26 protein-coding genes are annotated in these 25053 nt (G+C 59.7%); 13 read left to right on the plus strand and 13 right to left on the minus strand.

Annotated features, from left to right (window positions below; all coding sequences use genetic code 11):
* Positions 1-21 precede the first annotated feature (21 nt).
* The 5 genes from rng to mreB form a co-directional block, all read right to left on the minus strand.
* The gene (gene rng / locus AUK77_RS06515; RefSeq protein ID WP_296127375.1) at positions 22-1479 is read right to left on the minus strand and encodes a ribonuclease G; all 1458 of its coding nucleotides are present in this window, start codon (positions 1477-1479) and stop codon (positions 22-24) included.
* Positions 1480-1539: 60 nt separating this feature from the next.
* Positions 1540-2160 (minus strand): Maf family protein, encoded by a 621-nt coding sequence (locus tag AUK77_RS06520; protein WP_296127377.1) that lies wholly within the window; start codon positions 2158-2160, stop codon positions 1540-1542.
* A 45-nt stretch (positions 2161-2205) separates the two neighbouring features.
* A complete protein-coding gene (mreD, locus tag AUK77_RS06525) occupies positions 2206-2694 on the minus strand; it encodes a rod shape-determining protein MreD (protein ID WP_296127379.1) in 489 nt (162 codons plus the stop codon).
* Positions 2691-3656 carry a rod shape-determining protein MreC gene (gene mreC / locus AUK77_RS06530; RefSeq protein WP_296127381.1) on the minus strand — a complete coding sequence of 322 codons (966 nt, stop codon included), beginning with the start codon at positions 3654-3656 and terminating at the stop codon, positions 2691-2693. Before mreC ends, mreD begins: the two co-directional genes overlap by 4 nt.
* Positions 3657-3737: 81 nt before the next feature.
* Positions 3738-4775 (minus strand): rod shape-determining protein MreB, encoded by a 1038-nt coding sequence (mreB, locus tag AUK77_RS06535; protein ID WP_296127383.1) that lies wholly within the window; start codon positions 4773-4775, stop codon positions 3738-3740.
* A 265-nt stretch (positions 4776-5040) separates the two neighbouring features.
* Here mreB and gatC point away from each other — a divergent pair, with 265 nt between their 5' ends.
* From gatC to AUK77_RS06565, 6 genes are all read left to right on the plus strand, one after another.
* Positions 5041-5328, plus strand: coding sequence for an Asp-tRNA(Asn)/Glu-tRNA(Gln) amidotransferase subunit GatC (gatC, locus tag AUK77_RS06540; protein WP_296127385.1), 288 nt, complete (start codon positions 5041-5043; stop codon positions 5326-5328).
* Between the two features lie 15 nt (positions 5329-5343).
* Positions 5344-6795 carry an Asp-tRNA(Asn)/Glu-tRNA(Gln) amidotransferase subunit GatA gene (gene gatA / locus AUK77_RS06545; protein WP_296127387.1) on the plus strand — a complete coding sequence of 484 codons (1452 nt, stop codon included), beginning with the start codon at positions 5344-5346 and terminating at the stop codon, positions 6793-6795.
* A gap of 11 nt (positions 6796-6806) precedes the next feature.
* A complete protein-coding gene (gatB, locus tag AUK77_RS06550; RefSeq protein ID WP_296127389.1) occupies positions 6807-8255 on the plus strand; it encodes an Asp-tRNA(Asn)/Glu-tRNA(Gln) amidotransferase subunit GatB in 1449 nt (482 codons plus the stop codon).
* Positions 8256-8349: 94 nt separating this feature from the next.
* The gene (locus AUK77_RS06555) at positions 8350-8724 is read left to right on the plus strand and encodes a septal ring lytic transglycosylase RlpA family protein (protein ID WP_296127391.1); all 375 of its coding nucleotides are present in this window, start codon (positions 8350-8352) and stop codon (positions 8722-8724) included.
* A gap of 95 nt (positions 8725-8819) precedes the next feature.
* Positions 8820-9914, plus strand: a complete 1095-nt coding sequence (locus tag AUK77_RS06560; RefSeq protein ID WP_296127393.1) for a calcium/sodium antiporter — start codon at positions 8820-8822, stop codon at positions 9912-9914.
* 1 nt (position 9915) lies between these two features.
* Positions 9916-10293 (plus strand): carboxymuconolactone decarboxylase family protein, encoded by a 378-nt coding sequence (locus AUK77_RS06565; protein WP_296127395.1) that lies wholly within the window; start codon positions 9916-9918, stop codon positions 10291-10293.
* Between the two features lie 54 nt (positions 10294-10347).
* Here AUK77_RS06565 and AUK77_RS06570 read toward each other — a convergent pair whose 3' ends face one another.
* The 3 genes from AUK77_RS06570 to AUK77_RS06580 all read right to left on the minus strand — a co-directional run bounded on the left by AUK77_RS06570 (position 10348) and on the right by AUK77_RS06580 (position 13237).
* Positions 10348-11289, minus strand: coding sequence for an AEC family transporter (locus tag AUK77_RS06570; protein WP_296127397.1), 942 nt, complete (start codon positions 11287-11289; stop codon positions 10348-10350).
* Between the two features lie 121 nt (positions 11290-11410).
* Positions 11411-11971 (minus strand): response regulator transcription factor, encoded by a 561-nt coding sequence (locus tag AUK77_RS06575; protein WP_296127399.1) that lies wholly within the window; start codon positions 11969-11971, stop codon positions 11411-11413.
* A gap of 12 nt (positions 11972-11983) precedes the next feature.
* Entirely contained in the window at positions 11984-13237 is a 1254-nt protein-coding gene (locus AUK77_RS06580) for an ATP-binding protein (protein ID WP_296127401.1), read from the minus strand.
* A 204-nt stretch (positions 13238-13441) separates the two neighbouring features.
* Between AUK77_RS06580 and AUK77_RS06585 the strand changes: the two genes are divergently transcribed.
* Complete coding sequence (locus AUK77_RS06585) at positions 13442-14170, plus strand: SIMPL domain-containing protein (protein WP_296127402.1); 729 nt, start codon at positions 13442-13444, stop codon at positions 14168-14170.
* A gap of 23 nt (positions 14171-14193) precedes the next feature.
* Here the strand turns inward: AUK77_RS06585 and AUK77_RS06590 are convergent, their stop codons facing one another.
* A complete protein-coding gene (locus AUK77_RS06590; RefSeq protein WP_296127404.1) occupies positions 14194-14973 on the minus strand; it encodes a YdcF family protein in 780 nt (259 codons plus the stop codon).
* Positions 14974-14999: 26 nt separating this feature from the next.
* Complete coding sequence (locus AUK77_RS06595; RefSeq protein WP_296127406.1) at positions 15000-15443, minus strand: hypothetical protein; 444 nt, start codon at positions 15441-15443, stop codon at positions 15000-15002.
* 190 nt (positions 15444-15633) lie between these two features.
* Here AUK77_RS06595 and leuS point away from each other — a divergent pair, with 190 nt between their 5' ends.
* The 6 genes from leuS (at position 15634) to lipA (ending at position 22776) form a co-directional block, all read left to right on the plus strand.
* Positions 15634-18246, plus strand: a complete 2613-nt coding sequence (leuS, locus tag AUK77_RS06600) for a leucine--tRNA ligase (RefSeq protein ID WP_296127472.1) — start codon at positions 15634-15636, stop codon at positions 18244-18246.
* A gap of 54 nt (positions 18247-18300) precedes the next feature.
* On the plus strand, positions 18301-18912 hold the full coding sequence (lptE, locus tag AUK77_RS06605) for an LPS assembly lipoprotein LptE (RefSeq protein ID WP_296127409.1): 612 nt from the start codon (positions 18301-18303) through the stop codon (positions 18910-18912).
* A gap of 37 nt (positions 18913-18949) precedes the next feature.
* Entirely contained in the window at positions 18950-19984 is a 1035-nt protein-coding gene (gene holA / locus AUK77_RS06610; RefSeq protein ID WP_296127411.1) for a DNA polymerase III subunit delta, read from the plus strand.
* A gap of 83 nt (positions 19985-20067) precedes the next feature.
* Positions 20068-20226 (plus strand): alternative ribosome rescue factor ArfA, encoded by a 159-nt coding sequence (gene arfA / locus AUK77_RS06615; protein WP_296127414.1) that lies wholly within the window; start codon positions 20068-20070, stop codon positions 20224-20226.
* A gap of 72 nt (positions 20227-20298) precedes the next feature.
* Positions 20299-21588: a lytic murein transglycosylase gene (locus tag AUK77_RS06620; RefSeq protein WP_296127416.1), complete on the plus strand. Its 1290-nt coding sequence runs from the start codon at positions 20299-20301 to the stop codon at positions 21586-21588.
* 135 nt (positions 21589-21723) lie between these two features.
* On the plus strand, positions 21724-22776 hold the full coding sequence (gene lipA, locus AUK77_RS06625; RefSeq protein ID WP_296127417.1) for a lipoyl synthase: 1053 nt from the start codon (positions 21724-21726) through the stop codon (positions 22774-22776).
* A gap of 68 nt (positions 22777-22844) precedes the next feature.
* Here the strand turns inward: lipA and lipB are convergent, their stop codons facing one another.
* The 3 genes from lipB to AUK77_RS06640 form a co-directional block, all read right to left on the minus strand.
* Positions 22845-23498 (minus strand): lipoyl(octanoyl) transferase LipB, encoded by a 654-nt coding sequence (gene lipB / locus AUK77_RS06630; protein WP_296127420.1) that lies wholly within the window; start codon positions 23496-23498, stop codon positions 22845-22847.
* Positions 23498-23773 carry a DUF493 domain-containing protein gene (locus AUK77_RS06635; protein ID WP_296127422.1) on the minus strand — a complete coding sequence of 92 codons (276 nt, stop codon included), beginning with the start codon at positions 23771-23773 and terminating at the stop codon, positions 23498-23500. Before AUK77_RS06635 ends, lipB begins: the two co-directional genes overlap by 1 nt.
* A gap of 72 nt (positions 23774-23845) precedes the next feature.
* Positions 23846-25021, minus strand: a complete 1176-nt coding sequence (locus tag AUK77_RS06640; protein WP_296127423.1) for a D-alanyl-D-alanine carboxypeptidase family protein — start codon at positions 25019-25021, stop codon at positions 23846-23848.
* Between the last annotated feature and the right edge of the window lie 32 nt (positions 25022-25053).

Genomic DNA, 25053 nt, shown 5'->3' on the forward strand with positions numbered 1-25053 from the left:
CAGTTCAGGCCCGTGCACATATCAGAGCAACACCACATCGTATTGCTCCTGGGAGTACATGGTTTCCACCTGTAACTTGATTGTCCGGCCGATAAAGGCTTCCAGATCAGCAACATTGCCCGACTCTTCATCGAGCAGGCGATCCACCACTTTCTGGTTGGCCAACACTCGGTAGCCTTCGGCCTGATAGGCCCGCGCCTCACGCAGAATCTCGCGGAAAATTTCATAGCAGGTGGTTTCTGCGGTTTTCAGCTTGCCGCGTCCCTGGCAGGCACTGCAGGACTCGCACAGCACTTGCTCGAGGCTTTCGCGGGTGCGCTTGCGGGTCATCTGCACCAAGCCCAACTCGGTAATGCCGATGATGTTGGTTTTTGCGTGGTCGCGCTCCAGTTGCTTCTCCAGCGTGCGCAGCACTTGGCGCTGATGCTCTTCATCTTCCATGTCGATGAAATCGATGATGATGATGCCGCCGATATTGCGCAGACGAAGCTGCCGGGCAATGGCGGTGGCGGCCTCCAAATTGGTTTTGAAGATGGTCTCTTCAAGGGTGCGATGGCCGACGAAAGCACCAGTGTTGACGTCAATGGTGCTCATCGCCTCGGCCGGATCGATGATCAGGTAGCCACCCGATTTGAGCGGCACTTTGCGCTCAAGGGCTTTCTGGATCTCATCTTCAACGCCGTACAGGTCGAAAATCGGCCGCTCGCCAGGGTAATGCTCCAGGCGGTCGGCAATTTCCGGCATCAACTCATCGACGAACTGAGTGATCTTGCCAAAAGTTTCCCGCGAGTCGATGCGGATCTTCTCGATCTTCGGGTTGACCAGATCACGCAAGGTGCGCAGCGCCAGGCTGAGGTCTTCATAGATCACTTGCGGCGTAGGGCCGATTTTCATCTGCGTGGCGATCTGCCCCCACAAGCGGCGTAAATAGCGGATGTCCGCGAGAATTTCATCCGCACCCGCGCCATCGGCGGCCGTGCGCAGGATAAAACCGCCGCTCTCTTCAATGCCTTCGGCGGCCACACAATCGGCGACCACTTTTTTCAGACGCTCGCGCTCGGCTTCATCCTCGATTTTCAAGGAGATACCAACGTGCGCGGTGCGCGGCATGTACACCAGATAGCGCGACGGGATTGACAGCTGTGTGGTCAGGCGCGCGCCTTTGCTGCCGATCGGGTCTTTGGTGACTTGCACCACCAAGCTCTGCCCTTCATGCACCAGCGCGCTGATGCTCTCGACGGCGGAACCTTCACGGCTGGATATTTCGGCCGCATGAATAAACGCGGCACGTTCCAGGCCAATGTCGACAAACGCGGCTTGCATACCCGGCAGCACGCGCACCACTTTGCCTTTGTAGATGTTGCCGACGATGCCGCGCTTTTGCGTACGTTCGACGTGAACCTCTTGCAGTACGCCGTTTTCCACCACCGCCACGCGCGATTCCATCGGCGTGATATTGATCAGGATCTCTTCGCTCATGCGCACATCTCTTGGGAGATCAGGCTGAAGCCGTGGCACTGCACCTCAAACGGCAGCTCATTACCCACGACCGGCCACCTCGTGACTGTGGACTGGCAGCGTTTGCCAGCACGGAATAGCAAATTCGGCGAGCAAGGCCGCCGTCTCACACAACGGCAAACCGACCACGGCCGAGTAACTGCCTTGCAACTGGCTGACAAACACCGCTGCCAGCCCCTGAATGCCGTAACTGCCAGCTTTGTCCTGTGGTTCACCGCTGGCCCAGTAGGCCTCGATTTCGGCCACGGACAATGCCCGGAACGTGACATGGCTTGTGACTACCTGCGAAACAATCCGTTCGCTGCTTACCAGCGCCACCGCCGTCAGCACCTCATGGCACCGACCCGACAACGCCTGCAAAGTCGCCAGCGCGTCGGCACGATCCAGAGGCTTGCCGAGAATGCGCCCATCCAGCACAACGGCGGTATCCGCACCGAGCACAACCGCATCGGCTGGATTGCTCAACGCAGCCAAACCGGCCAGGCCTTTGGCGCGCGCCAGGCGCTCTACATAGGCTGATGCCAGCTCATCTGGCAATGCATTTTCATCAATCGGCGCGATTTGCGTGAGAAACGGCACGCCAATCTGCGTCAGCAGTTCGCGTCGCCGTGGCGAGCCGGATGCGAGATAGAGCGTGGCCATGCAGACTTCTCCCTGTCGGATAGACGCAAGGCCAAGGCACCTTGCTTAATTGACACCCAGACGTTGCTGGAAACCGCGCAAAATGGCGCAGACCCAAGGCCAGAGCAGTGCGCTGATCAGCGCGGGCAAGACAAAGGTCAAGGTCGGCGGACGACTGCCGGTGAGGGCATTGAGCCAAAGCTGGACCAGTTGCGCCAAGCCAAAGACCACCAGCAGCACCATGCTCTGCTGCCACATCGGAAACATGCGCAGGCGCTGGTGCAAGGTCAGCACAAGAAAGGTGATCAAGGTCAAAATCAGCGCATTCTGCCCAAGCAGGCTGCCGTTAAGTACATCCGCCAGCAACCCCAGACACCAGGCCGTGGTCATGCCTACGCGATGCGGCACAGCCAGCACCCAATAGGTCAGAAACAACGCCTGCCACAAGGGACGACCCAGCTCCATGAACTTCGGCAGACTGGCCACGCTCAGCAGCAGCGCAACCGCGAACGTCAACCACACCAACCAGATATTGCTTGCCCGTGCGGCCATCATTGCGCTGCCTCTGGCGGGTTCACGGCAGGCTCAGATGCACCTGCCGCCTGAACAGCAGGTTGTGCCTGCTGAAGAATTTCCTGATCCAACGCTTCCTGCGCCTGCGCCGATTCAGTTGCGCGCTGCTCAGGGGTACGCGGATCGGTGAACACCAGCAGCATGTAGCGACTGCGATTGAGCATGGCCGTCGGCACCGCTCGAACAATCGCAAAGGGCTGGCCAGAGTCATGGATCACTTCACTGACCATGGCCACCGGATACCCGGCCGGGAAGCGCTGACCCAAACCCGAGCTGACCAGCAGATCGCCTTCTTTGATGTCTGCCGTGTCCGCTACATGGCGCAACTCCAGGCGTTCCGGGTTGCCTGTACCGCTGGCAATGGCGCGCAGGCCATTGCGATTGACCTGCACCGGAATGCTGTGTGTGGTGTCGGTGAGCAGCAACACGCGCGAGGTGTAGGGCATGACTTCAACCACCTGGCCCATCAGACCGCGCGCATCCAGCACAGGCTGGCCCATGACCACGCCGTCTTTCTCACCTTTGTCGATGAGGATGCGGTGGGTAAACGGATTGGGGTCGATGCCGATCAGCTCGGTGGCCAGCACCTCGTCATCGACCAACGCGGCGGAGTTCAGCAATTCGCGCAAGCGCACGTTTTGTTCGGTGAGGGCAGCCAACTTCTGCAACCGACGCTGCAACATCAGTTGCTCGGCTTTGAGTCGCTCATTTTCGGCCGTCAGTTCATTGCGCGTGCTCAGCTCTTGCGTCGCACTGTCCCAGATCCGTACCGGTAAACGCCCAACCCAATACACCGGCTCGACAATCAAGCCCAGTTGCGCGCGCAAAGGCTGCAACAACGTGAAGCGCGCATCGACCACCATCAGCGCAGCCGAAAGCACGGTGAACACCAGCAGGCGAACACCCAGCGAAGTACCTTTGGCAAATAGCGGTTTGATCGGCAATTCCTCACAGCGGCAGGCAGCAAAACAAAAGCTGCAAGCAGGTTAACCCGGCTTGCAGCTCAAGACTTGGAGCGCTCGCGTTTATTCCGAGGACAGCAGATCCATGGTGTGGCGATCCATCATCTCCAGCGCCTTGCCACCACCACGGGCAACACAGGTCAGCGGGTCTTCGGCGACGATCACCGGCAGGCCGGTTTCCTGCGACAGCAGTTTGTCCAGGTCACGCAGCAGCGCGCCACCACCGGTCAACACCAAACCGCGCTCAGCGATATCGGAAGCCAGCTCAGGCGGTGATTGCTCAAGGGCGCTTTTAACCGCCTGAACGATGGTCGCCAGGGATTCCTGCAGCGCTTCAAGCACTTCGTTGGAATTCAGGGTAAAGCTGCGCGGCACACCTTCAGCCAGGTTACGACCACGCACGTCGACTTCACGCAGTTCGCCACCGGCGAAAGCGGTGCCGATTTCCTGCTTGATGCGCTCAGCGGTGGATTCACCGATCAGCGAACCGTAGTTACGGCGCACGTAAGTGATGATCGCTTCGTCGAAACGGTCGCCACCCACACGCACGGATTCGGCATAAACCACACCGTTCAGCGAGATCAGGGCGATTTCAGTGGTACCACCACCGATATCGACCACCATCGAACCACGCGCCTCCTCAACCGGCAGGCCCGCACCAATGGCGGCGGCCATCGGCTCTTCGATCAGGAACACTTCGCGAGCACCGGCACCAAGGGCCGATTCACGAATAGCGCGACGCTCAACCTGAGTGGATTTGCATGGCACGCAGATCAGCACGCGCGGCGACGGCTGCAGGAAGCTGTTTTCGTGAACTTTGTTGATGAAGTACTGCAGCATTTTTTCGCAAACGCTGAAGTCGGCGATAACGCCATCTTTCATCGGGCGGATAGCGGCAATGTTACCGGGGGTACGACCGAGCATGCGTTTTGCTTCGGTACCAACAGCGACCACGCTCTTTTGGTTACCGTGAGTACGGATGGCAACAACCGACGGTTCGTTGAGGACGATGCCGCGTTCGCGAACATAAATCAGGGTATTGGCAGTGCCCAGGTCAATCGACAGATCGCTGGAAAACATGCCACGCAGTTTTTTGAACATGGGATAAGGACCCTAGGCAACGCGTGGGTAAAGGCAAGCGCACAAACGCGCAGGTAAAAAGTGCGGCAAACTCTAACAACGGTAGGGATTTTGAGCAAGGCACCAATATGGTAGATTGCCGGCTTTTCCGGGCTTTACGCCCCATCATCGCGGCCTTTGACCGCCACCTTTTGCAATCTGTTCCCTAATGTTTCCTACACGGGAACCTGTTCACATTTCCACAGACAGCCAAGCATTGCGCTGCGTTTAATAGGGGAGATATCTGATGGCGCTTGAACGCTCCGACGTGGAGAAAATCGCTCATCTGGCTCGACTGGGCCTGAATGACGCCGATATTCCAGACACAACCGCGACCCTGAACAACATTCTCGGCCTGATTGACCAGATGCAGGCGGTCAATACCGACGGCATCGAACCGCTGGCCCACCCACTGGAAGCCACCCAGCGCCTGCGCGCTGATCAGGTCACCGAACGCAACCAGCGCGAGGCTTACCAAGCCATCGCCCCGGCCGTCGAGAACGGCCTGTATCTGGTTCCGAAAGTCATCGAGTAAGGGAAAAGCCACCTCATGCATCAATTGACCCTGGCCGAGATCTCCCGCGGACTCGCCGATAAACAGTTTTCCGCTGAAGAACTGACCCGCAACCTGCTGGCGCGCATCGCCCAACTGGACCCGCAACTCAACAGCTTTATCACCGTCACCGCTGATCAAGCCATCGCCCAGGCCCAGGCTGCCGACGCGCGCCGCGCCGCTGGCGAAAGCAGCGCCCTGCTTGGCGCGCCGATTGCGCACAAAGATCTATTTTGCACGCATGATGTACTGACCACCTGCGGCTCGAAGATCCTCACCGGTTTCAAGGCCCCGTATAACGCCACCGTGGTGGAAAAACTCGCGACTGCCGGAGCTGTGAGTCTGGGCAAGCTGAACATGGACGAGTTCGCCATGGGCTCGGCCAACGAGTCCAGCCACTTCGGCGCGGTGAAAAACCCCTGGGACCTAACCCGCGTACCTGGCGGCTCCTCAGGCGGTTCCGCTGCGGCTGTGGCGGCACGCCTGCTGCCCGCAGCCACCGGCACCGACACCGGCGGCTCGATCCGCCAGCCCGCGGCGCTGACCAACCTCACCGGGATCAAGCCAACCTACGGCCGCGTCTCACGCTGGGGCATGATCGCTTACGCCTCCAGCCTTGATCAGGGCGGCCCACTGGCGCGCACCGCTGAAGACTGCGCACTGATGCTGCAAGCCATGGCCGGTTTCGACGCCAAAGACTCCACCAGCGTCGATCAGCCTGTTGACGACTACCTTGCCGCCCTCAGCCAGCCGCTCGCAGGCCTGCGCATTGGCCTGCCGAAGGAATACTTCGGCACAGGCCTGGATGCACGCATCGGCGAGAAGGTCATGGCCGTGGTCGAAGCGCTGAAAAAGCTCGGCGCGACCGTCAAAGACATCAGCCTGCCGAACATGCAGCACGCGATCCCCGCCTACTACGTAATCGCCCCGGCCGAAGCCAGCAGCAACCTGTCGCGCTTTGACGGCGTGCGCTTCGGCTATCGCTGCGAGAACCCAGTCAACCTCGAAGACCTGTACAAGCGCTCACGCGGCGAAGGTTTTGGCGCGGAAGTGAAGCGCCGGATTATGGTCGGCACCTACGCGCTGTCCGCTGGCTACTACGACGCGTACTACCTAAAAGCGCAGAAAATCCGCCGCCTGATCAAAAACGATTTCGTTGCTGCCTTTAATGATGTCGACGTGATCCTCGGCCCGACCACGCCAAACCTGGCCTGGAAGCTCGGCGAGAAGAACAACGATCCGGTCGCCGCCTACTTGGAAGACATCTACACCATCACCGCGAACCTGGCCGGCATCCCCGGCTTGTCGATGCCTGCGGGCTTCGTCGATGGTTTGCCGGTTGGCGTGCAGTTACTCGGCAACTATTTCCAGGAAGGCCGCCTGCTCAACGTCGCCCACCAGTACCAACAGGTCACTGACTGGCACACACAAGCTCCGGCTGGATTCTGAGGACGACTGACATGCAATGGGAAACCGTAATCGGGCTGGAAATTCACGCCCAGCTCAGCACCCAATCGAAGATTTTCTCCGCCAGCGCCATCGCCTTCGGCGCTGAGCCCAACACCCAGGCCAGCCTGGTTGACCTTGGCATGCCCGGCACCCTGCCGGTGCTGAATGCCGAAGCTGTGCGCATGGCCTGCAAGTTCGGCCTGGCGATTGACGCCGAAATCGCGCCGCAGAACATCTTCGCCCGTAAAAACTACTTTTACCCGGATCTGCCCAAGGGCTATCAGACCAGCCAGATGGATCACCCCATCGTCGGCAAGGGCTTCCTCGACATCACCTTGGAAGACGGCACCCAGAAGCGCATCGGCATCACCCGCGCGCACCTGGAAGAAGACGCGGGCAAAAGCCTGCACGAAGACTTCCACGGCATGAGCGGCATCGACCTCAACCGCGCTGGCACGCCGCTTTTGGAGATTGTCTCCGAGCCGGATATACGCAGCGCCAAGGAAGCCGTGGCTTACGTCAAGGCCATGCACGCGCTGGTACGTTACCTGGGCATCTGCGACGGCAACATGGCCGAAGGCTCGCTGCGCTGCGACTGCAACGTATCGGTACGCCCGAAGGGCCAGGCCGAGTTCGGCACCCGCGCCGAGATCAAGAACGTCAACTCGTTCCGCTTTATCGAAAAAGCCATCAACCATGAAGTGCAACGGCAGATCGAACTGATCGAAGATGGCGGCAAGGTGGTGCAGGAAACCCGCCTGTACGACCCGAACAAAGACCAGACGCGCTCCATGCGCAGTAAGGAAGAAGCCAACGACTACCGTTACTTCCCCTGCCCTGACCTGCTGCCTGTGGTGATTGAGCAAAGCTTCCTCGATGAAGTCCGCGCAACTCTTCCAGAGCTGCCGGTGCAAAAGCGTGCGCGCTTTGAAGCGCAGTTTGGTTTGTCCGCCTACGACGCCGACGTGTTGGCTGCCAGCCGCGAACTGGCCGACTACTTCGAGGCCGTCAACGCTGTGTGTGGCGATGCCAAGTTGGCCGCCAACTGGGTGATGGGCGAGCTGTCCAGCCTGCTCAACAAAGACAACCTGGAGATCGAGCAGTCGCCAGTATCCGCCGAGCAGTTGGGCGGGATGATCCTGCGCATCAAGGACAACACCATCAGCGGCAAAATCGCCAAGATGGTCTTCGAGGCCCTGGCCGCCGGTGAAGGCGCCAGTGCCGATGAAGTGATCGAGAAGAAAGGCCTTAAACAGGTCACCGACTCCGGCGCCATCGAATCGATGCTCGACGAAGTGCTGGCCGCTAACGCCGAGCAGGTCGAACAGTACCGCGCGGCTGATGAAGCCAAGCGCGGCAAGATGTTCGGCTTCTTCGTCGGCCAGGCCATGAAGGCCTCGAAAGGCAAGGCCAACCCTGCACAAGTGAACGAACTGCTGAAGAAAAAGCTCGAAGGGTGAGCCGGCGCGCCCTAACAAGCCAAGGATGGCTTGCTCTATCAACGCCGGGTCAGCCCGGCGTTGTTTTGTCCGTCGCACCCACCTCGGAGCTGCTATGCGCTTTCTGTTAATCGCCATAACCAGCCTGTTGCTCAGCGCCTGCGCCAGCCAGGGCCAGGTCGACCCGCAGGGCTATCGCGCCGAAGGTCAGGCGTCTTATTACGGTGCACGCCACCACGGCAACAAAACCGCCAGCGGCGAACGCTTCGACCAAAACGCCCTGACCGCCGCGCACCGCAGCCTGCCGTTTGGCAGCCAGGTACAGGTGACCAACCTGCGTAACAACAAAAGCGTGGTGGTGCGCATCAACGACCGCGGCCCCTACGCAAAACAGCGCATCATCGATCTGTCGCAAAAAGCCGCCGAACGGCTGGGCATGCTGCGTGACGGCGTGGTGCCGGTACGCATCGAAAAACTGCACGAGCAATAACAGTTGTTTACAAACACATGCGCAAAAAAGCCAACGCCACTGGCAAATCACAAACCGATGATTAAACTAGCGCCACTTTTATGGAGCTGACTGCAATGACTGTAATGACCTTTGTTTATCTAATTGCCGGCCTAGTGCTGCTGGTGGCCGGCGCGGAAGTGCTGGTGCGCGGCGCGGCTAAACTGGCTGCTCAGTTTGGTATTCCGCCACTGATTATCGGCCTGACGGTGGTTGCTTTCGGCACCAGCGCCCCCGAAACAGCGGTCAGCGTTCAAGCGGCGCTGGACGGAAGCGGGGACTTAGCAATTGGCAACGTTGTTGGCAGTAACATTGCCAACGTTCTGTTTATTCTGGGCCTCACCGCATTAATCGCTCCGCTGATCGTTTCGCGTCAACTGATCCGCCTGGACGTGCCGATTATGATCGGTGCCAGCCTGCTGACCTTCGGCTTGGCCTGGGACGGCAGCCTGAACAAGCTCGACGGCGCCATTCTGTTTACGTGCATCGTCGCTTATACCGTGTTTTTGATTATCAGCAGCCGCAAAGACAAAGGCAGCGAAGATGACGAGTTCACCAAGGAGTTCGGTCTTGATGAACCGGTCAAGCCCTATGCTTGGGCAATAAATCTGGCCCTGATCGTGGCCGGCCTGGTACTCCTAGTCACGGGTTCCAACTTCCTGGTGGAAGGTGCAGTCACACTGGCTCGTGCGCTGGGTATCTCGGAATTGGTCATCGGCCTGACTGTTGTCGCCATCGGCACGTCGCTGCCTGAGTTGGCCACCTCTGTTTTGGCAGCCATCAAGGGAGAGCGCGATATTGCCGTGGGCAACATCGTCGGCAGCAACATTTTCAACCTGCTCTGCGTGCTGGGCTTGGCCTCTCTGGTCGCACCACTGCCAGTCAGCGTGTCTGCAAACGCCCTCGCCTTCGACTTCCCGGTGATGATCGCTGTGGCGGTGGCCTGCCTGCCGATTTTCTTTGCCGGTTACCGCATCAACCGCTGGGAAGGCCTGCTGTTCCTCGCCTACTACGTGGCCTACACGGTTTACCTCGTGTTGTCCTCCACTGGCCGCCCGTTCGCCGAGGTAATGGGTGATGCGATGCTGGGTTACGTGTTGCCACTGACCGCTGTAACACTGGTAGTGATTGCCGGGCGCGCCAGGCAGAAACAACGCGGCCAAGCGCTCTAACATGAGTGATAACCACGCACAGGGATTAAAGGTACGCCGCGAGGTGATGGGCGACGCGTTTGTCGACCGCGCGTTGGGCAATGCCACCGAGTTCAGCCAGCCGCTGCAGGATTTCGTCAATGAGCACGCCTGGGGCGGCGTGTGGACCCGCGAGGGGCTTGATCGTAAAACCCGCAGCCTGATCACCCTGGCCGCATTAACCGCCCTTAAATGCCCACAGGAACTCAAAGGCCATGTGCGTGGCGCATTGAACAACGGCTGCAGCGTTGAGGAAATCCGCGAAACACTGCTGCATTGCGCGGTATACGCTGGGGTGCCGGCCTCCATCGACGCCTTCCGCGCGGCACAGGACGTGATCGACGACTATCAGCAAGGCTGATCACGACCCAATAAAAAGCCGGGCATGCCCGGCTTTTTTACGCCTGCGTGGTCACTAGATCCACCCCGCCCACTGCAGCACAAACAACCCCAGATTAGTGGTGACCACCGTTGCCAAGGTGCTTAGCACAATAATCGCCGCCGCCAACTGGTGATTGCCACCCACGGCTTTGGCCATAACGAAACTGGCCGCCGCCGTGGGGCTGGCAAAATACAGAAAGAGAATCGCCAGATCGGCCCCACGGAACCCCCACAACCAAGCGCCCAGGGTGGCCACCAACGGCAGCCAGAACACCTTCATCAGGCTTGAGCTGATCGCCATGCCACTGCTTTGCCGCAGTGATTCCAGGGTCAGGGTGCCGCCGATGCAGATCAACGCCAACGGCAGGCTCATCTGCGCAAAGTACTCAGCCGAGGTCAGCAGCCAGTCAGGCAGGGCAATCTGCCACAGCGCAAACGGAATGGCGGCCAACACGCCGATGATCAACGGATTACTGAGGATGCTTTTGCTCAGGCTCCAGACATCGGTTTTCGCCTGCGGGCTGTAGATGGCCAGGATAATCGCCGACAGCGTATTGTAACTGAGGATCACCACCCCACCGAGCACCGCGCCGACCGACAAGCCGTAGTCGCCATACATGCTGGTGGCCAGCGCCAGGCCGATGATGCCGTTGTTACCGCGAAACGCACCCTGGGTGTAGATGCCGCGATCCGCCTCAGGGCAGCGCAAAATCGACCAGCCCCACGCCAAGAGAAAGCAGCCCAGCGTGGCGATCACGAAATACAGCAATAACGCGGGCTGCAATGCAGTGCTCAGGTCAGCCTGGACAATCCCGAGGAACAACAAGGTCGGCAGTGTGCCGCGAAAGACCAAGGCCGACGCCGTGTTGATAAAGGCCCCGTCAATCAACCCCAGGCGCTTGAGCAGCACGCCAAGAAACAACATCGAAAAGACTGGAGCAGTGACACTGATGGTTTGTTGCACAACCGCGAGCATGAAGCCCCCACTGGCGGATCAGAGAGGGGCTGATGGTAACAAGGCTGTGCGCTAGAAAGCTTTCGGCAGGCTTTCAGCGACCACATTATTGACGCGTCAGCCGGGCTGACGGGGCATTCGTTTAGCGTCGCACCGGACGCTTCTGCAGTTTGCGCTGCAAGGTGCGCCGGTGCATGCCAAGGGCACGCGCCGTGGCGGAGATGTTGCCTTCGTGCTCGCTGAGTACGCGCTGGATATGTTCCCACTGCAGGCGGTCCACGGACATCGGGTTATCCGGCACCAAACTTTCCAGGTCGGCATGTTGAGTCAGCAGCGCGGCCAGCACATCGTCGGCATCCGCCGGTTTGCACAGGTAATTGCAGGCACCGCGCTTGATCGCCTCAACCGCCGTGGCGATGCTCGAATAGCCAGTGAGGATGACCACGCGCATTTCCGCGTCCAACTCCAGCAACTTGGGCAGCAGCACCAGGCCGGAATCGCCGTTCATTTTCAGGTCAACCACGGCGTAGTCCGGCACATCCTGCTCGGCCAGGGCCAGGCCTTCTTCCGCAGAACCGGCGGTAGAAACCCTCAAGCCACGGCGGCTCATGGCCCGCGCCATAACGCGGGTAAAGGTCGGGTCGTCATCGACCAGCAACAGGTGAGGCTGATCTTCACCTTCGAACAGCACGTCATCACTCATTCGGTAACTTCCTTAGGCTCGGCCATAGGCGCGCGGTAATTTCAGCTCGGTGAGCGTACCGCCTTCTTCGTGGTTATACAGTTTAACGGTGCCGCCCGCTCGGGTGACGCTGGCCTGGCTGAGGAACAACCCCAGGCCAAAGCCTTTGCCCTTGGTGGTGAAAAACGCTCGCCCCAGTTGTTCGGCAATGGCCAGCGGCACACCGGCACCAAAGTCGCGAATACTTAAACGCAACCATTGGTGATCCCAGTCCAGGCGGATATCCAGTTTCTCCGGGCAGGCATCGGCGGCGTTGTTAAGCAGGTTGAGCAACGCCTGGGTCAGATCAGCCGGCGGCATCATGCGCGGCGGCGCACCGCGCCCCAGGCATTGATAGCGATAACTGGCCTCAGGGCGCATCAGATGCCAACGGTTGAGGGTGGTTTCCAGCCACTCCACCGAAGACATTTCGACCACGGCCTGACGCCGATCCGCCTCGGCGGCCCGCACCAACTGCTGCAGGGTTTGTTTGCACAGTTTGACCTGCTCTTGCAGCACCGCCAGATCCTCCTGCAAGGTCGGCTCCTGATGCTCACGGCGCAATTCTTTGATCAACACGCTCATGGTCGCCAATGGCGTGCCCAGCTCATGCGCCGCACCGGCGGCCTGCGTCGCGACGGCCAGCAGTTGTTGATCACGCAAGCCCTCCTCGCGTCGCTCGGCGCGCAGCTCATCCTGACGGCGCAACTCTTCGGCCATCTTGGCCACGAAGAAGGTGATCAAGCCAGCCGCCAAGGCAAAACTCAGCCACATGCCGTAAATCAACAGCACCTCACGCGGGCCGGACGGCAAATCGAGCGGATGCGACCAGACCAGCAAAAAGGTGTAACCGCCCAAGGCCAGCCCGGAGAGGGTGATGGTGTAAAGCCAGGGCAACGTCGCCGCCGCAATCGTCAGCGGTACCAGGTAGTAAGAGACAAAGGGATTGGTCGAGCCACCGGAGTAATACAGCAGCAAGCTGTGGATGATCAGGTCGCAGGCAAGCTGCACAGCGTATTCAAGCTCGGTAACCGGCCACGGCCCACGCAGTCGAAGCGCCGTGAGCAGGCACACCACCAGTGAAATACCCAGCGTCACGCTCAGTTCAAGCCAGGGCAACGGCAACGCACCCGACTTGTATGCCAGCCCCACGGAACCCGCTTGAGCAGCCAGCACCAAGATGCGGATCAAGGTTAATCGCCAGAGGTTTTGCCGGCTCGCCGACAGCAACTGAACAGGTGCGAGCATAGGGTCTCCAGGGTGCATGAACGCCCGTTACGTGAGCCGCAGGAGTATAACCAAGGCGCTACCGGGCAAACTGCGGCAACGCGCCGCAGCAGTGGTAATAAAACGCCAATTGCAACTTGGCTTAACCCGCTTGGTCAGATCCCTTCGTCTATACACTGGAAAGCGGCGCATCAGTGGACGCGCCCACCTCGTTAAGGAGTTGTCATGTTGTCGAAACCCCTGTTCGCCAGCGCCCTGCTGCTGAGCGCATGCACCTTGATAAGCACCGCCTCTTTTGCCGCCGAGCCGCGCTACAACCAAGTCGCGCTTCGCGCTGAAGTCAGCCAGGAGATTGCCCATGACCTGATGCACGTGACCCTTTACAGCGAAGCGCAAGGCTCTGACCCTGCCGTTCTTGCGGCGCAGATCAGCAAAACCCTGAATGCCGGCATTGCGCAAGCGCGCAAGGTCAAGGGCATCAGCGTCACCTCCGGCAACCGTCACAGCTACCCGATTTACGCGGAGTCCACCTCAGAGCGCAAAGGGCCGCAGATCACCGCTTGGCGTGAACGCGCCGAACTGCGTCTGGAAAGTGCTGATTTCAGCGCCCTCTCAACACTCACCGGCGAACTGCTGCAAAACCTGAGCATGGGCGACATGAGTTTCAGCATTGCGCCCAGCACCCGCAAAAGCCATGAAGACACCCTGCTCAAAGACGCTGTTGCAGCGTTTAAAGCACGCGCCGATCTGGCCACCCTGGCCCTTGGCGGCAGCGATTACAAGTTAGTCCGGCTGGACCTCAACAGCGGCGGCTTCCAACACCCTGCGCCGATGCGCATGGAGGCCATGAAAGGCGCAGCCATGATGGATGCCGCAGTGACCCCGGAAATAGAAGCAGGCACCAGCCAAGTCAGCATCAACGCCGATGGCGTCATCGAAGTGCTGATGCCTTAAGTCTCTGGCCGATAACAGGGCGCTCAGAGCGACGGCGCTGCTGGTTTGTAGAACAGCCGATAGCCGATTAGCCCGACCGCCTCGTTGAGCAGCAGGCCGTTTTGCCAAACGGCCTTGCTCTCCGGCAACCAGCCACCGACCGGGCGCCCATTGGGCGTACCGAGAAAGCCCATCGGCGCGCTGATCACGTGCAGCCCCGCCTGCTCAAAGCTCCAGCGCGCACGGGGCATGTGCCAGGCTTGAGTCACCAGCACAACGCGGTTGATTCCCTGGGCATTGAGTAACTGCGCGGTATATAGCGCGTTTTCCCAGGTCGTGCGGCTCTGGCCTTCCTGCCAGCGCACGGGCAAACCGTAATCTCGGGCAAAGACCTCGGCCATCAGCGCCGCCTCGCTGGGTGGCTGGCCATAGTGCAAGCCGCCCGTTGTCAGCAACGGCAAACCCGAGGCCTTGGCCAGCCGCGCGGCAAAACGCACTCGCTCCAACGCCATTAGGCTTGGTTGATCGGCGCCCCAGCCGGGGTCGGCCAAATCGCGACCACCACCCAAAACCACAATCACCTGCGCCTGCTCGGCAAGGGCCGGCCACGTCTCTTGGTGCAGTGCTGGCTCGCGCTCCAGCCCGCGCGCGGCCCACTCCACCACAACTGGCAGACTGAACAGCGCCATACCGGCGAACCCGCTCACGAAACATAGAGCGGCCATCCGCGGAAAACGCCGACGCAGCCACCAAGCGGCCAATAACAGCAGCAGGAAAAGGCCCGGCGGAAGGAAGAACTGTTTAAGCATGTAGCGAATCGACATTGAGCACCTCCAAAGGTGCACGCAGCCTACCGAGGATTGCTCGCCCGAAACAATTGCGATCCACACGCGTGGCAGGCTTTAACCCCACGCCCGGACTGCCAGCCCGCTGGCGCACCGCACATCGCGCAACACAGCTGCAGGCGACGCTTGAGCAACGGCTTGACCTTACTCGGTAACGGTGGAGGCACCTTCTGATTAATACGCGCCGCTTTGCGCGAACTGGGTAACTGCTCAATCTGCGTCATCTCCTGCGCAGCAGCATGCCAGCCGCGCAGCCAATTCAGATCACGGTTGAGGTAGGCACGAATCAGCTCCATCTCGGCAGCAGTCAGGCCGCGCAATTCCAGCTCTTCAAGCGGTTGCGCCGACAGCACACTCAACCCATCGGCTTCATCCAAGGCAATGGCCAAGCGCTGCAAGAGACGCTCGTAAAGCCCTCCTGGTGGAACACCGCGCCTTGATTCAGCCATAACTCACCTCATACGGGGGCGATTGCGGCCCCCTAACCAAGCTTAGTCGCCAGGGCTAAGCCAGAGGCCTGCTGCGACCAACGGCGAGCGGCCCAGGGCCGGCGGCGACGTAATCTGGGTTTCCCTGATTAAGCAGGCCTCATGTATGCTACTGCGTTTTCCGCAGCCCTCACCTCCAGCGTCGGTAGCCATGCAAGAACAGTATTCGCCCCGTGAAATCGAAGCCGCTGCGCAGTCCCATTGGGACGCGCAAAAATCCTTTGTAGTGAGTGAGCAACCCGGCAAGGAAAGCTTCTATTGCCTGTCGATGTTCCCCTACCCGAGCGGCAAGCTGCACATGGGCCATGTGCGCAATTACACCATCGGTGACGTAATCGCCCGCTACCAGCGCATGCAGGGCAAGAACGTGCTGCAGCCAATGGGCTGGGACGCCTTCGGCATGCCGGCGGAAAACGCCGCCATGAAAAACCAAGTAGCACCGGCTAAGTGGACCTACGAAAACATCGCCTACATGAAGACCCAGCTCAAATCCCTGGGCCTGGCCATCGACTGGACGCGCGAAGTTACCACCTGCAAACCAGACTACTACCGCTGGGAGCAATGGCTGTTCACCCGCCTGTTCGAAAAAGGCGTGATCTACCGCAAAAATGGCACCGTAAACTGGGATCCGGTCGACCAGACCGTACTGGCCAACGAGCAGGTTATCGACGGTCGCGGCTGGCGCTCGGGCGCGGTGATCGAAAAGCGCGAAATCCCCATGTACTACTTCAAGATCACCGCCTACGCGGAAGAACTCTTGAGCAGCCTGGATGAACTGGATGGCTGGCCGGAACAGGTCAAAACCATGCAGCGCAACTGGATCGGCAAAAGCTTTGGCGCCGACATCGTGTTCGACTACGACCTCGCCAGCATCGGCATCAACGGTCAGCTTAAAGTCTACTCGACCCGTCCTGACACCCTGATGGGCGCGACCTATGTCGCCGTGGCCGCTGAACACCCGCTGGCCCAGCGCGCTGCTGAGAGCAACCCTGCTATCGCGGCGTTTATTGCCGAATGCAAAGGTGGCTCCGTGGCCGAGGCTGACATGGCCACCATGGAGAAGAAGGGCGTGGCCACCGGCCAATTCGTCCTCCATCCGCTGACCGGCGACAAGCTGCCGGTATTCGTCGCCAACTACGTGTTGTGGGGCTATGGCGAAGGCGCGGTGATGGCCGTGCCAGCGCATGACGAACGCGACTTTGAATTCGCCAACAAATATGACCTGCCAATCAAGCAGGTTTATGCCGGCGAAGGTAAAGACTACGACGCCAGCCTTTGGCAGGACTGGTATGGCGACAAAGCCGGCCTGACTACTGTCAACTCCGCTCAGTACGATGGCAAAGACTTCAGCGCGGCCTTCGACGCCATCGTCGCCGACCTAGAAACCAGCGCTCACGGCGCACGCAAAACCCAGTTCCGCCTGCGCGACTGGGGCATCAGCCGTCAGCGTTACTGGGGCTGTCCGATCCCAATTATCCATTGCGACACCTGCGGCGACGTGCCGGTGCCAGAAGACCAACTGCCGGTCGTGCTGCCCGAAGACGTTGTGCCCGATGGCGCTGGCAGCCCACTGGCGCGCATGCCCGAATTCTACGAATGCACCTGCCCGAAATGCGGCAGCCCGGCCAAGCGTGAAACAGACACCATGGACACCTTCGTTGAGTCGTCCTGGTATTACGCACGCTATGCATCGCCGCAGTTCACCGACGGCATGGTCGACCCCGCAGCGGCCAACCACTGGCTGCCGGTTGATCAATACATTGGCGGTATCGAACACGCCATTTTGCACCTGCTCTACGCGCGCTTCTTCCACAAGCTGATGCGCGACGAAGGCCTGGTATCGTCCAACGAGCCGTTCAAAAACCTGCTGACTCAGGGCATGGTGGTGGCTGAAACCTACTACCGCACCCTGGAAAACGGCGGCAAAGACTGGTTCAACCCAGCCGACGTTGAACTGGAGCGTGACAGCAAAGCCAAGGTCATCAGCGCCAAATTGAAGAGCGACGGCCTGCCGGTGGAAATCGGCGGCACTGAGAAGATGTCCAAGTCGAAAAACAACGGCGTTGATCCACAGTCAATGATCGATCAGTTTGGTGCCGACACCTGCCGCCTATTTATGATGTTCGCCTCGCCGCCCGACATGAGCTGCGAGTGGTCGGACTCCGGTGTTGAGGGTGCCAACCGCTTCCTGCGCCGCGTCTGGCGTCTGGCGCAGAACCACGTCAATCAAGGCACCGTGGGTGCAATTGATGTCGCCAGCTTGAATGATGAGCAAAAGGCTGTGCGTCGCGCGATTCACCTGGCCATTAAGCAATCGAGCTTCGATATTGGTCAGCACCACAAATTCAACACCGCCATCGCCCATGTGATGACCCTGATGAACGTGCTGGAAAAAGCTGCGCAAAGCACCGCACAAGACCGCGCGCTGTTGCAGGAAGGCCTGGAAGCTGTCGCCCTGCTGCTGGCACCGATCACCCCACACATCAGCCACCAACTGTGGCTTGAACTGGGCTATGAGGAGGCGATCATTGATGCCAGCTGGCCGCAAGTGGATGAGGCCGCGCTGGTACAGGACACCCTGACGCTGGTGGTGCAGGTCAACGGCAAACTGCGCGGTCAGATTGAAGTGCCCGCCTCGGCCACTCGCGAAGACGTTGAAGCCAACGCTCGCGCCAACGAAAACGTGCTGCGTTTCACTGAAGGCCTGAGCATTCGCAAGGTCATCGTGGTGCCGGGCAAACTGGTCAATATTGTTGCCAACTGATAAAAACCCGGCACGCCCACAGGGCGTGCCGCAGTGTTAGCCAAGGGGAAAAACATGCTCAAACGGAATCTGTTGGTAATCGGCCTGGCCACCCTGCTCAGCGCTTGCGGCTTCCAACTGCGCGGCACCAACGACGTTCAATTCGCACTCAGCGAACTGGATGTCAGCGCGCGCAATGCCTACGGCGAAACCGTCAAACAGGTGCGCGACGTGCTGCAGAACAACGGCGTGCGCGTGTATCCCGGCGCGCCTTACCGCCTAATCCTCAGCAATGAACAGGAAAGCCGCCGCGCCGCAAGCTTCACCAGCGCCGCGCGCACAGCCGAATACGAGCTGAATAAAACCCTCGAGTACGAAATCCGTGGCAGCAAGAACCTGCTGCTGTTGAGCGACAAGGTCGAAGCGCAAAACTACTACAACCAAGACGGCAACAACCTGATTGGCGGCGATCAGGAAGCAGCGCAGGTTCGCCAGGAAATGGACCGTGAACTGGTCCAGCAACTGGCCCTGCGCCTGCAACAAATCACCCCGGCTCAGCTTGACCAGTTGCAACAAACCGCAGAGGCCAAAGCACAAGCCGAAGCCCAGGCATTGGAAGCCGCACGCCAAGAGCAGGCGGCGCAACCGCAGCAGTCGCCGATCCAGTTGCCGATCCCCGCCCAGTAAGTGTGTCGGGCCGCGCAGGCGGCCCGTATCTCTCGCAATGAAACTCAACCCCGCACAACTCGGCAAACACCTGCAGGGCAACCTAAGCCCTGTCTATGTGATCAGTGGCGACGAACCGCTGCTCTGTCAGGAAGCCACCGACACCATTCGCGCTGCGACCCGCCAACAGGGTTTCAGCGAGCGTCAGGTGTTTAACGCGGACAACAACTTTGACTGGGGCAACCTGCTGCAAGCCGGTGCCAGCCTGTCGTTGTTTGCCGACAAACGCCTGCTTGAGTTGCGCGTGCCCAATGGCAAGCCCGGCGACAAGGGCGCGAGCGCCTTGCTCGAATACCTCGCCCGCCCCGCCGAAGACACTGTACTGTTGATCAGCCTGCCGAAACTTGACGGCAGCGCGCAGAAGACTAAATGGGGCAAGGCACTGATCGACGGCGCGCAAACCCAGTTCGTGCAGATCTGGCCGGTCGATGCCCATCAACTGCCGCAATGGATTCGCCAGCGCCTCGCTCAGTCAGGCCTGACTGCCAGCGCCGAAGCCATCGACATGATCGCCGTGCGCGTCGAAGGCAACCTGCTGGCCGCCGCCCAAGAAATTGAAAAGCTCAAACTGCTGGCCGAAGGCACTCAGATTGATGTGGACACCGTGCATGCTTCGGTCGCCGACAGCGCTCGTTTCGACGTGTTCGGCCTGATCGACGCCGCTCTGAACGGCGAAGCCGCCCATGCCTTGCGCATGCTCGAAGGGTTGCGCGGCGAAGGCGTCGAGCCACCTGTCATTCTGTGGGCTTTGGCGCGGGAAATTCGCCTGCTAGCCACCATCGCCCAGCAGTTCGCTCAAGGCATGCCCTTGGACAAAGCCTTCAGCTCAGCCCGCCCGCCCGTCTGGGACAAGCGCCGACCGCTGGTCAGCAAAGCCCTGCAGCGCCTATCTGCCGCACGCTGGGCCGCGCTGCTGCAAGATGCCCAACAGATCGACGCACAGATCAAAGGCCAAGCGGGCGGCGACCCTTGGCGCGGTTTAAGCCTGCTGACCCTGGCAATCTGCGGTCAGCGCCTGGCGCTCACTCGCTAATCGGCAGCATCTGGACTTTCCCACATGAGCGGCGCATCCTTTGCGCGCGCTGCTATGTGCAGTGCCACGCCGGAGAGAAAACCATGGCAAAGAACCGCAGCAAACGACCCAACAAAGCCAAATCCCTGATTGCCCAACCGCTGTTCCGCTCTCGCCTAGAGACACCAGCCAAAGGCAAAGGCAGCTACCGCCGCGAAGCCTCCCAGCAAAACTGGGAGGCTTCTTACCTTCTGGCCGCCTGAAACGCCCGCCACAGCCCGCACAACATGCCTTTCATGCTAAGGTTACGGCCTGCGAAACATGCCGAGACCACCATGTCCTACCTGCTTCTACGTGGCCTTTCCAACTGCGCCACCGCCTGCACACTGCTGCTTCTGACTGCCTGCGCCGAAGTGCCTGCTCAGCCGCTTCCCGTCGCCCCCCTTCCCAGCGCCAGTCCCGCAGCCATAACGGCATCTACTGCAATGCCAGCACCAGCACCGTTACTCACCTTTGAAGAGTGGCGCATGCTCCTGCGCAGCGATGCGATTGCCGCCGGAATTAATGCTGATCTGTTCGACCGTACATTCGCTGGCCTGACCCTCGACCCTAATGTGGTTCGCGCGGATAACAGCCAGCCCGAATTCACCCGCCCGGTATGGGAATATATCGACGGTGCGGTGTCGGTATCGCGTATCGCACAGGGCCGCCTGCTCAAGGCGCAACATCGGCCGACGCTGAAAGCCGTGCGCAAGGCTTATGCAGTCGACCATGAAGTGCTGATCGCCATCTGGGGCATGGAAAGCAATTACGGTAGCAACATTGGCAGCCACAACGTGATCCGCTCACTGGCCACGCTGGCCTTCGACGGGCGCCGCCAAGTGTTCTGGCGTACACAGTTGTTGGCCGCGCTGCAAATTCTGCAAAACGGCGATGCTCCAGCCCAGGGCCTGATCGGCTCGTGGGCCGGCGCCATGGGTCAGACACAGTTCATGCCCACCACCTTCAATGAACACGCCGTGGACTTTGACGGTGACGGTCGCCGCGACCTTTGGCGCTCAACCCCCGACGCCCTCGCCTCGGCCGCCCACTACCTGCAAGCATCAGGCTGGGAAAATGGCCAACCCTGGGGGTTTGAAGTCAACCTGCCGCAGGGCTTCGATTACGCCCTGGCTGATCCTGAAATCCGCCGCAGCGTGGCGCAATGGCGCATCCTAGGGATCAATCCGACCAGAGCGATTGACGTCAATGAACACAGCCTGGCCACCCTGTTCCTGCCCGCCGGACATCGTGGCCCGGCATTCTTACTGCTGAATAACTTCCGTAGCATTCTCAAGTACAACAACTCGACCGCTTACGCCCTGGCCATCGGCCTGCTGTCTGACGCGCTGGATGGCAACCCAGGCGTGCAAGCGACATGGCCGCGCACGGATCGCCAGTTAGGCCGCAGCGAGCGCATCGAACTGCAAGAGTTGCTCACCCGTAACGGCTTCGAACCCGGTCCGGCAGACGGCATCATCGGCGCTAACACGCGCAAAGCAGTACGGGCATTCCAACAGCGCCAGGGTTTACCCGCAGATGGCTACCCCAGCCATGAGTTACTGCAAAAACTCCGTCAACCCTGAGCATCACCGGTGCCAACTGGCACCGACGGCCATGGCCGCCGCGCAACACGGACTGATCAGTCAGCGTCTGTGATAAACTGCGCCGCGGCCACAAGCCGCCCCTTCCCGGAGCCTCTAGCGGAGCCCAGATAGCCGATGTCCGACACACTCCCGCCGAAAACCATCGCCAGCGGCGAAAAATTCCGTACTGCACAAGGCATCACTGCCATCAAAGACGGGCAAAAACGCCGCAGCTCAAGCGAAGCTCAAGTATTTGAACCCAAGCCCAAATGGCTGAGAGTCAAAGCGCCAGGTGGTAGCCGTTTTGAAGCGGTCAAACGCAATGTCGGCGAGCATCGCCTGAGTACCGTATGCCAGGAATCGCATTGCCCGAACATGGGCGAATGCTGGTCCAACGGCACGGCAACCATCATGCTCATGGGCTCGGTTTGCACCCGCGCCTGCCGCTTCTGTGCCGTGGATACCGGCAACCCCAACGGCTGGCTGGACCTGGAAGAGCCGCAAAACACCGCAAAATCAGTTGAACTGATGGCCCTGCGCTATATCGTGCTGACCTCAGTGGATCGCGACGACCTCGACGACGGCGGCGCAGCGCACTATGCCGCCTGCGTACGGGCGATAAAGGAGCGTACACCGCACGTGGTGGTGGAGGCCCTGACACCGGACTTTGACGGCGACCTGCTGGCCATCGAACGCGTGGTGGATTCCGGCCTAGAGGTGTTTGCGCAAAACGTAGAAACGGTCAAACGCCTGACCTACGATGTGCGCGACCCGCGTGCCGGCTACGAAAAAACCCTGCGCGCTCTTGAGCACGCCAAACGTCATCGCCCACAAGTGCTGACCAAAACCAGCCTGATGCTGGGCCTGGGCGAAACCGACGAAGAAATCCTCGAAACCATGGATGACCTGCGCGCCATCGGCGTAGACATCCTTACACTCGGTCAATACCTGCAGCCCACTCGTAACCACCTGAAAGTGCAGCGCTGGGTCACGCCAGAAGCCTTTAATCAGTTCCGCGACATTGGTTTGGCGAAAGGTTTTATGGAGGTCGCAGCAGGCCCGCTGGTGCGCTCCAGCTACCGCGCTGACCGGGTTTTTGAGAAGAACAACCTGGGCCTGGCCGCACCTGTACCCGTACCTGGCCAACAGATCGACAGCAGCCTGATCCCCGCGCTCAACCTGAGCTGATCCGATAACGGCAAATGACCCTGCTTCTAGTTCTAGCAGGGTCATGACTCCAAACCATTACTAAGCGCTTAACCTGGCAGAACGCCCGGCAAACTCCGCGACTCTGCGTATTGCAGATGCTGCAGCAGTTGCGCGCGCAGCCGTGCAGCAACCTGAGCCATCACCAAGGGTTCATCAACCTGATCGGCAAGCTGCGTCATGCTCATGCCCGCATAGCCGCAGGGGTTGATGCGCTGGAACGGCTGCAAGTCCATGTCCACGTTCAACGCCAACCCGTGAAAAGAGCGGCCATTGCGGATACGCAGGCCAAGTGAGGCGATTTTCGCGCCGTTGACATACACACCCGGCGCATCGGGCTTGGCTGAAGCCTCGACGCCATAGCTGGCCAATAGATCAATCAGGCTGCGCTCAATGCGGCTGACCAACTCACGCACCCCGATACCACTGCGGCGTACATCCAGCAGCAGATACGCAACCAGCTGACCTGGCCCGTGGTAGGTCACCTGACCACCACGATCGACCTGCACCACCGGAATATCACCCGGGAACAACACATGCTCAGCCTTGCCTGCCTGCCCCTGGGTAAATACGGGCGCATGCTCCAGCAACCAGACTTCGTCGGCGGTAAAGCCATCACGCTCATCGGTAAAACGCTGCATCGCGTGCCAGGTCGGCTCATAGTCAACCTGACCGAGTTCGCGAAAGCCAAGCGGCAGTCTCATCAGAGCACCATGTGCACAATGCCGGTCGCGCGCAGGGCGCTGTTGATATCGCGCAGTTGCTCCTCACCGGTCGCCACAATGTGCAACTGCACGGTGGTGTACTTGCCATTACTGCTTTGCCGCTCAGCCAGGGAGCTGAGGTCGACCTCGGCGTATTTGCGCAGAATTTCGATGACTGTGTCGCGATAGCCGGCACCGCTGTTACCGACGACCTTGATCGGATAATCCGGGCAAGGGAATTCAATTATGTGTGATTTAACGTCAGGTTGAGTCATGGCTATGGCGGCCTCCTAAACCGTAAAAACAACAAAGCCCCTGCACAGGGCAGGGGCGTTGTGATCAGACTATCAGTTGAACAGCCCGAAGAAGAACAGGCTGATGCTGTCCCACAAACGACGGAAGAAGCTGCCTGCCTCAACCGCTTCCAGGGCAATCAGGTCGGCGCTGTGCACCACTTCCTCACCCAACTTGACCTCAACCTTGCCGATTACATCACCTTGGGCAATCGGCGCGGTTAGCTGAGGATTTAGGATCATCCCAGCCTGCAGCTTATCTAACTGCCCCTTGGGCAAGGTCAGACTCAGGTCCTTCGCCAGACCGGCTTTAACCAGGCGGGTCTGCCCTTTCCAGACTTGAGCCTGTGCCAACTCCTGACCTTTTTTGTAGAACGTGCGTGATTCAAAGAAGCGGAAACCATACGTCAGGAGTTTCTGCGTTTCAGCCGCACGGGCCGACTCACTGACAGTACCGAACACCGAGGTGATCATCCGAGCACCGTCACGCACAGCCGACGCAACCAAGCAGAAGCCAGCTTCTTCGGTATGGCCGGTTTTCAGGCCATCAACAGTTTTATCGCGCCACAACAGCAGATTGCGGTTGCCCTGTTTGATGTTGTTCCAGAGAAACTCCTTCTGGGCATAGATCGCGTAGTGCTCTTGGTCTTCGTCAATAATCGCCCGCGCCATGATGGCCATGTCATGGGCGCTGGAGTAATGCTCTGGGTGAGGCAGCCCAGTGGCATTCATAAAGTTACTGTTGGTCATGCCCAGGCGCGCAGCGGTTTCGTTCATCATGTCGGCGAAGGCGTCTTCACTGCCGGCAATGTACTCAGCCAGCGCAATGCTGGCGTCGTTACCGGACTGAATGATTACGCCATGCAGCAGGTCATCTACCGTGGCCTGGCTATTGAGCGGCAGGAACATAGTGGAGCCACCCGACGCTGCACCACCGGTGCGCCAGGCATGCTCACTGATTGGCACCAGATCCTGCTCACCGATCTTGCCTTTACGAATTTCCAAAGTCGCAATGTAAGCCGTCATCAGCTTGGTCAGACTCGCGGGGGGCAGCCGCTCATCACCATTGTTTTCCACCAGTATCTTGCCCGTCGCCGCATCCATCAGCACATAAGACTTGGCGGCGAGCTGAGGGGCTGCGGGCATTGCTGACTGGTTAGCCCAGGCGGTGGATGCACTGAGCAAGCACAGTGACAGGAAAACGCGTTGCGTAAAGCTGAAGATATTCATCCGTCTCTCTAGATTACTGATGGTCGTTCTGG

Origin of the sequence: Pseudomonas sp. Ga0074129 (genome assembly GCA_001465025.1) — a bacterium.
Classification (GTDB): Bacteria; Pseudomonadota; Gammaproteobacteria; order Pseudomonadales; family Pseudomonadaceae; genus Aquipseudomonas.

Excerpts from the sequence above, each read along its gene's own strand:
- rng (WP_296127375.1), bottom strand. The coding sequence starts at position 1,479 with ATGAGCGAAGAGATCCTGATCAATATCACGCCGATGGAATCGCGCGTG.
- AUK77_RS06520 (WP_296127377.1), bottom strand. The coding sequence starts at position 2,160 with ATGGCCACGCTCTATCTCGCATCCGGCTCGCCACGGCGACGCGAACTG.
- mreD (WP_296127379.1), bottom strand. The coding sequence starts at position 2,694 with ATGATGGCCGCACGGGCAAGCAATATCTGGTTGGTGTGGTTGACGTTC.
- mreB (WP_296127383.1), bottom strand. The coding sequence starts at position 4,775 with ATGTTCAAAAAACTGCGTGGCATGTTTTCCAGCGATCTGTCGATTGAC.
- gatC (WP_296127385.1), top strand. The coding sequence starts at position 5,041 with ATGGCGCTTGAACGCTCCGACGTGGAGAAAATCGCTCATCTGGCTCGA.
- gatA (WP_296127387.1), top strand. The coding sequence starts at position 5,344 with ATGCATCAATTGACCCTGGCCGAGATCTCCCGCGGACTCGCCGATAAA.
- gatB (WP_296127389.1), top strand. The coding sequence starts at position 6,807 with ATGCAATGGGAAACCGTAATCGGGCTGGAAATTCACGCCCAGCTCAGC.
- AUK77_RS06555 (WP_296127391.1), top strand. The coding sequence starts at position 8,350 with ATGCGCTTTCTGTTAATCGCCATAACCAGCCTGTTGCTCAGCGCCTGC.
- AUK77_RS06560 (WP_296127393.1), top strand. The coding sequence starts at position 8,820 with ATGACTGTAATGACCTTTGTTTATCTAATTGCCGGCCTAGTGCTGCTG.
- AUK77_RS06565 (WP_296127395.1), top strand. The coding sequence starts at position 9,916 with ATGAGTGATAACCACGCACAGGGATTAAAGGTACGCCGCGAGGTGATG.
- AUK77_RS06570 (WP_296127397.1), bottom strand. The coding sequence starts at position 11,289 with ATGCTCGCGGTTGTGCAACAAACCATCAGTGTCACTGCTCCAGTCTTT.
- AUK77_RS06575 (WP_296127399.1), bottom strand. The coding sequence starts at position 11,971 with ATGAGTGATGACGTGCTGTTCGAAGGTGAAGATCAGCCTCACCTGTTG.
- AUK77_RS06580 (WP_296127401.1), bottom strand. The coding sequence starts at position 13,237 with ATGCTCGCACCTGTTCAGTTGCTGTCGGCGAGCCGGCAAAACCTCTGG.
- AUK77_RS06585 (WP_296127402.1), top strand. The coding sequence starts at position 13,442 with ATGTTGTCGAAACCCCTGTTCGCCAGCGCCCTGCTGCTGAGCGCATGC.
- AUK77_RS06590 (WP_296127404.1), bottom strand. The coding sequence starts at position 14,973 with ATGTCGATTCGCTACATGCTTAAACAGTTCTTCCTTCCGCCGGGCCTT.
- AUK77_RS06595 (WP_296127406.1), bottom strand. The coding sequence starts at position 15,443 with ATGGCTGAATCAAGGCGCGGTGTTCCACCAGGAGGGCTTTACGAGCGT.
- leuS (WP_296127472.1), top strand. The coding sequence starts at position 15,634 with ATGCAAGAACAGTATTCGCCCCGTGAAATCGAAGCCGCTGCGCAGTCC.
- lptE (WP_296127409.1), top strand. The coding sequence starts at position 18,301 with ATGCTCAAACGGAATCTGTTGGTAATCGGCCTGGCCACCCTGCTCAGC.
- holA (WP_296127411.1), top strand. The coding sequence starts at position 18,950 with ATGAAACTCAACCCCGCACAACTCGGCAAACACCTGCAGGGCAACCTA.
- arfA (WP_296127414.1), top strand. The coding sequence starts at position 20,068 with ATGGCAAAGAACCGCAGCAAACGACCCAACAAAGCCAAATCCCTGATT.
- AUK77_RS06620 (WP_296127416.1), top strand. The coding sequence starts at position 20,299 with ATGTCCTACCTGCTTCTACGTGGCCTTTCCAACTGCGCCACCGCCTGC.
- lipA (WP_296127417.1), top strand. The coding sequence starts at position 21,724 with ATGTCCGACACACTCCCGCCGAAAACCATCGCCAGCGGCGAAAAATTC.
- lipB (WP_296127420.1), bottom strand. The coding sequence starts at position 23,498 with ATGAGACTGCCGCTTGGCTTTCGCGAACTCGGTCAGGTTGACTATGAG.
- AUK77_RS06635 (WP_296127422.1), bottom strand. The coding sequence starts at position 23,773 with ATGACTCAACCTGACGTTAAATCACACATAATTGAATTCCCTTGCCCG.
- AUK77_RS06640 (WP_296127423.1), bottom strand. The coding sequence starts at position 25,021 with ATGAATATCTTCAGCTTTACGCAACGCGTTTTCCTGTCACTGTGCTTG.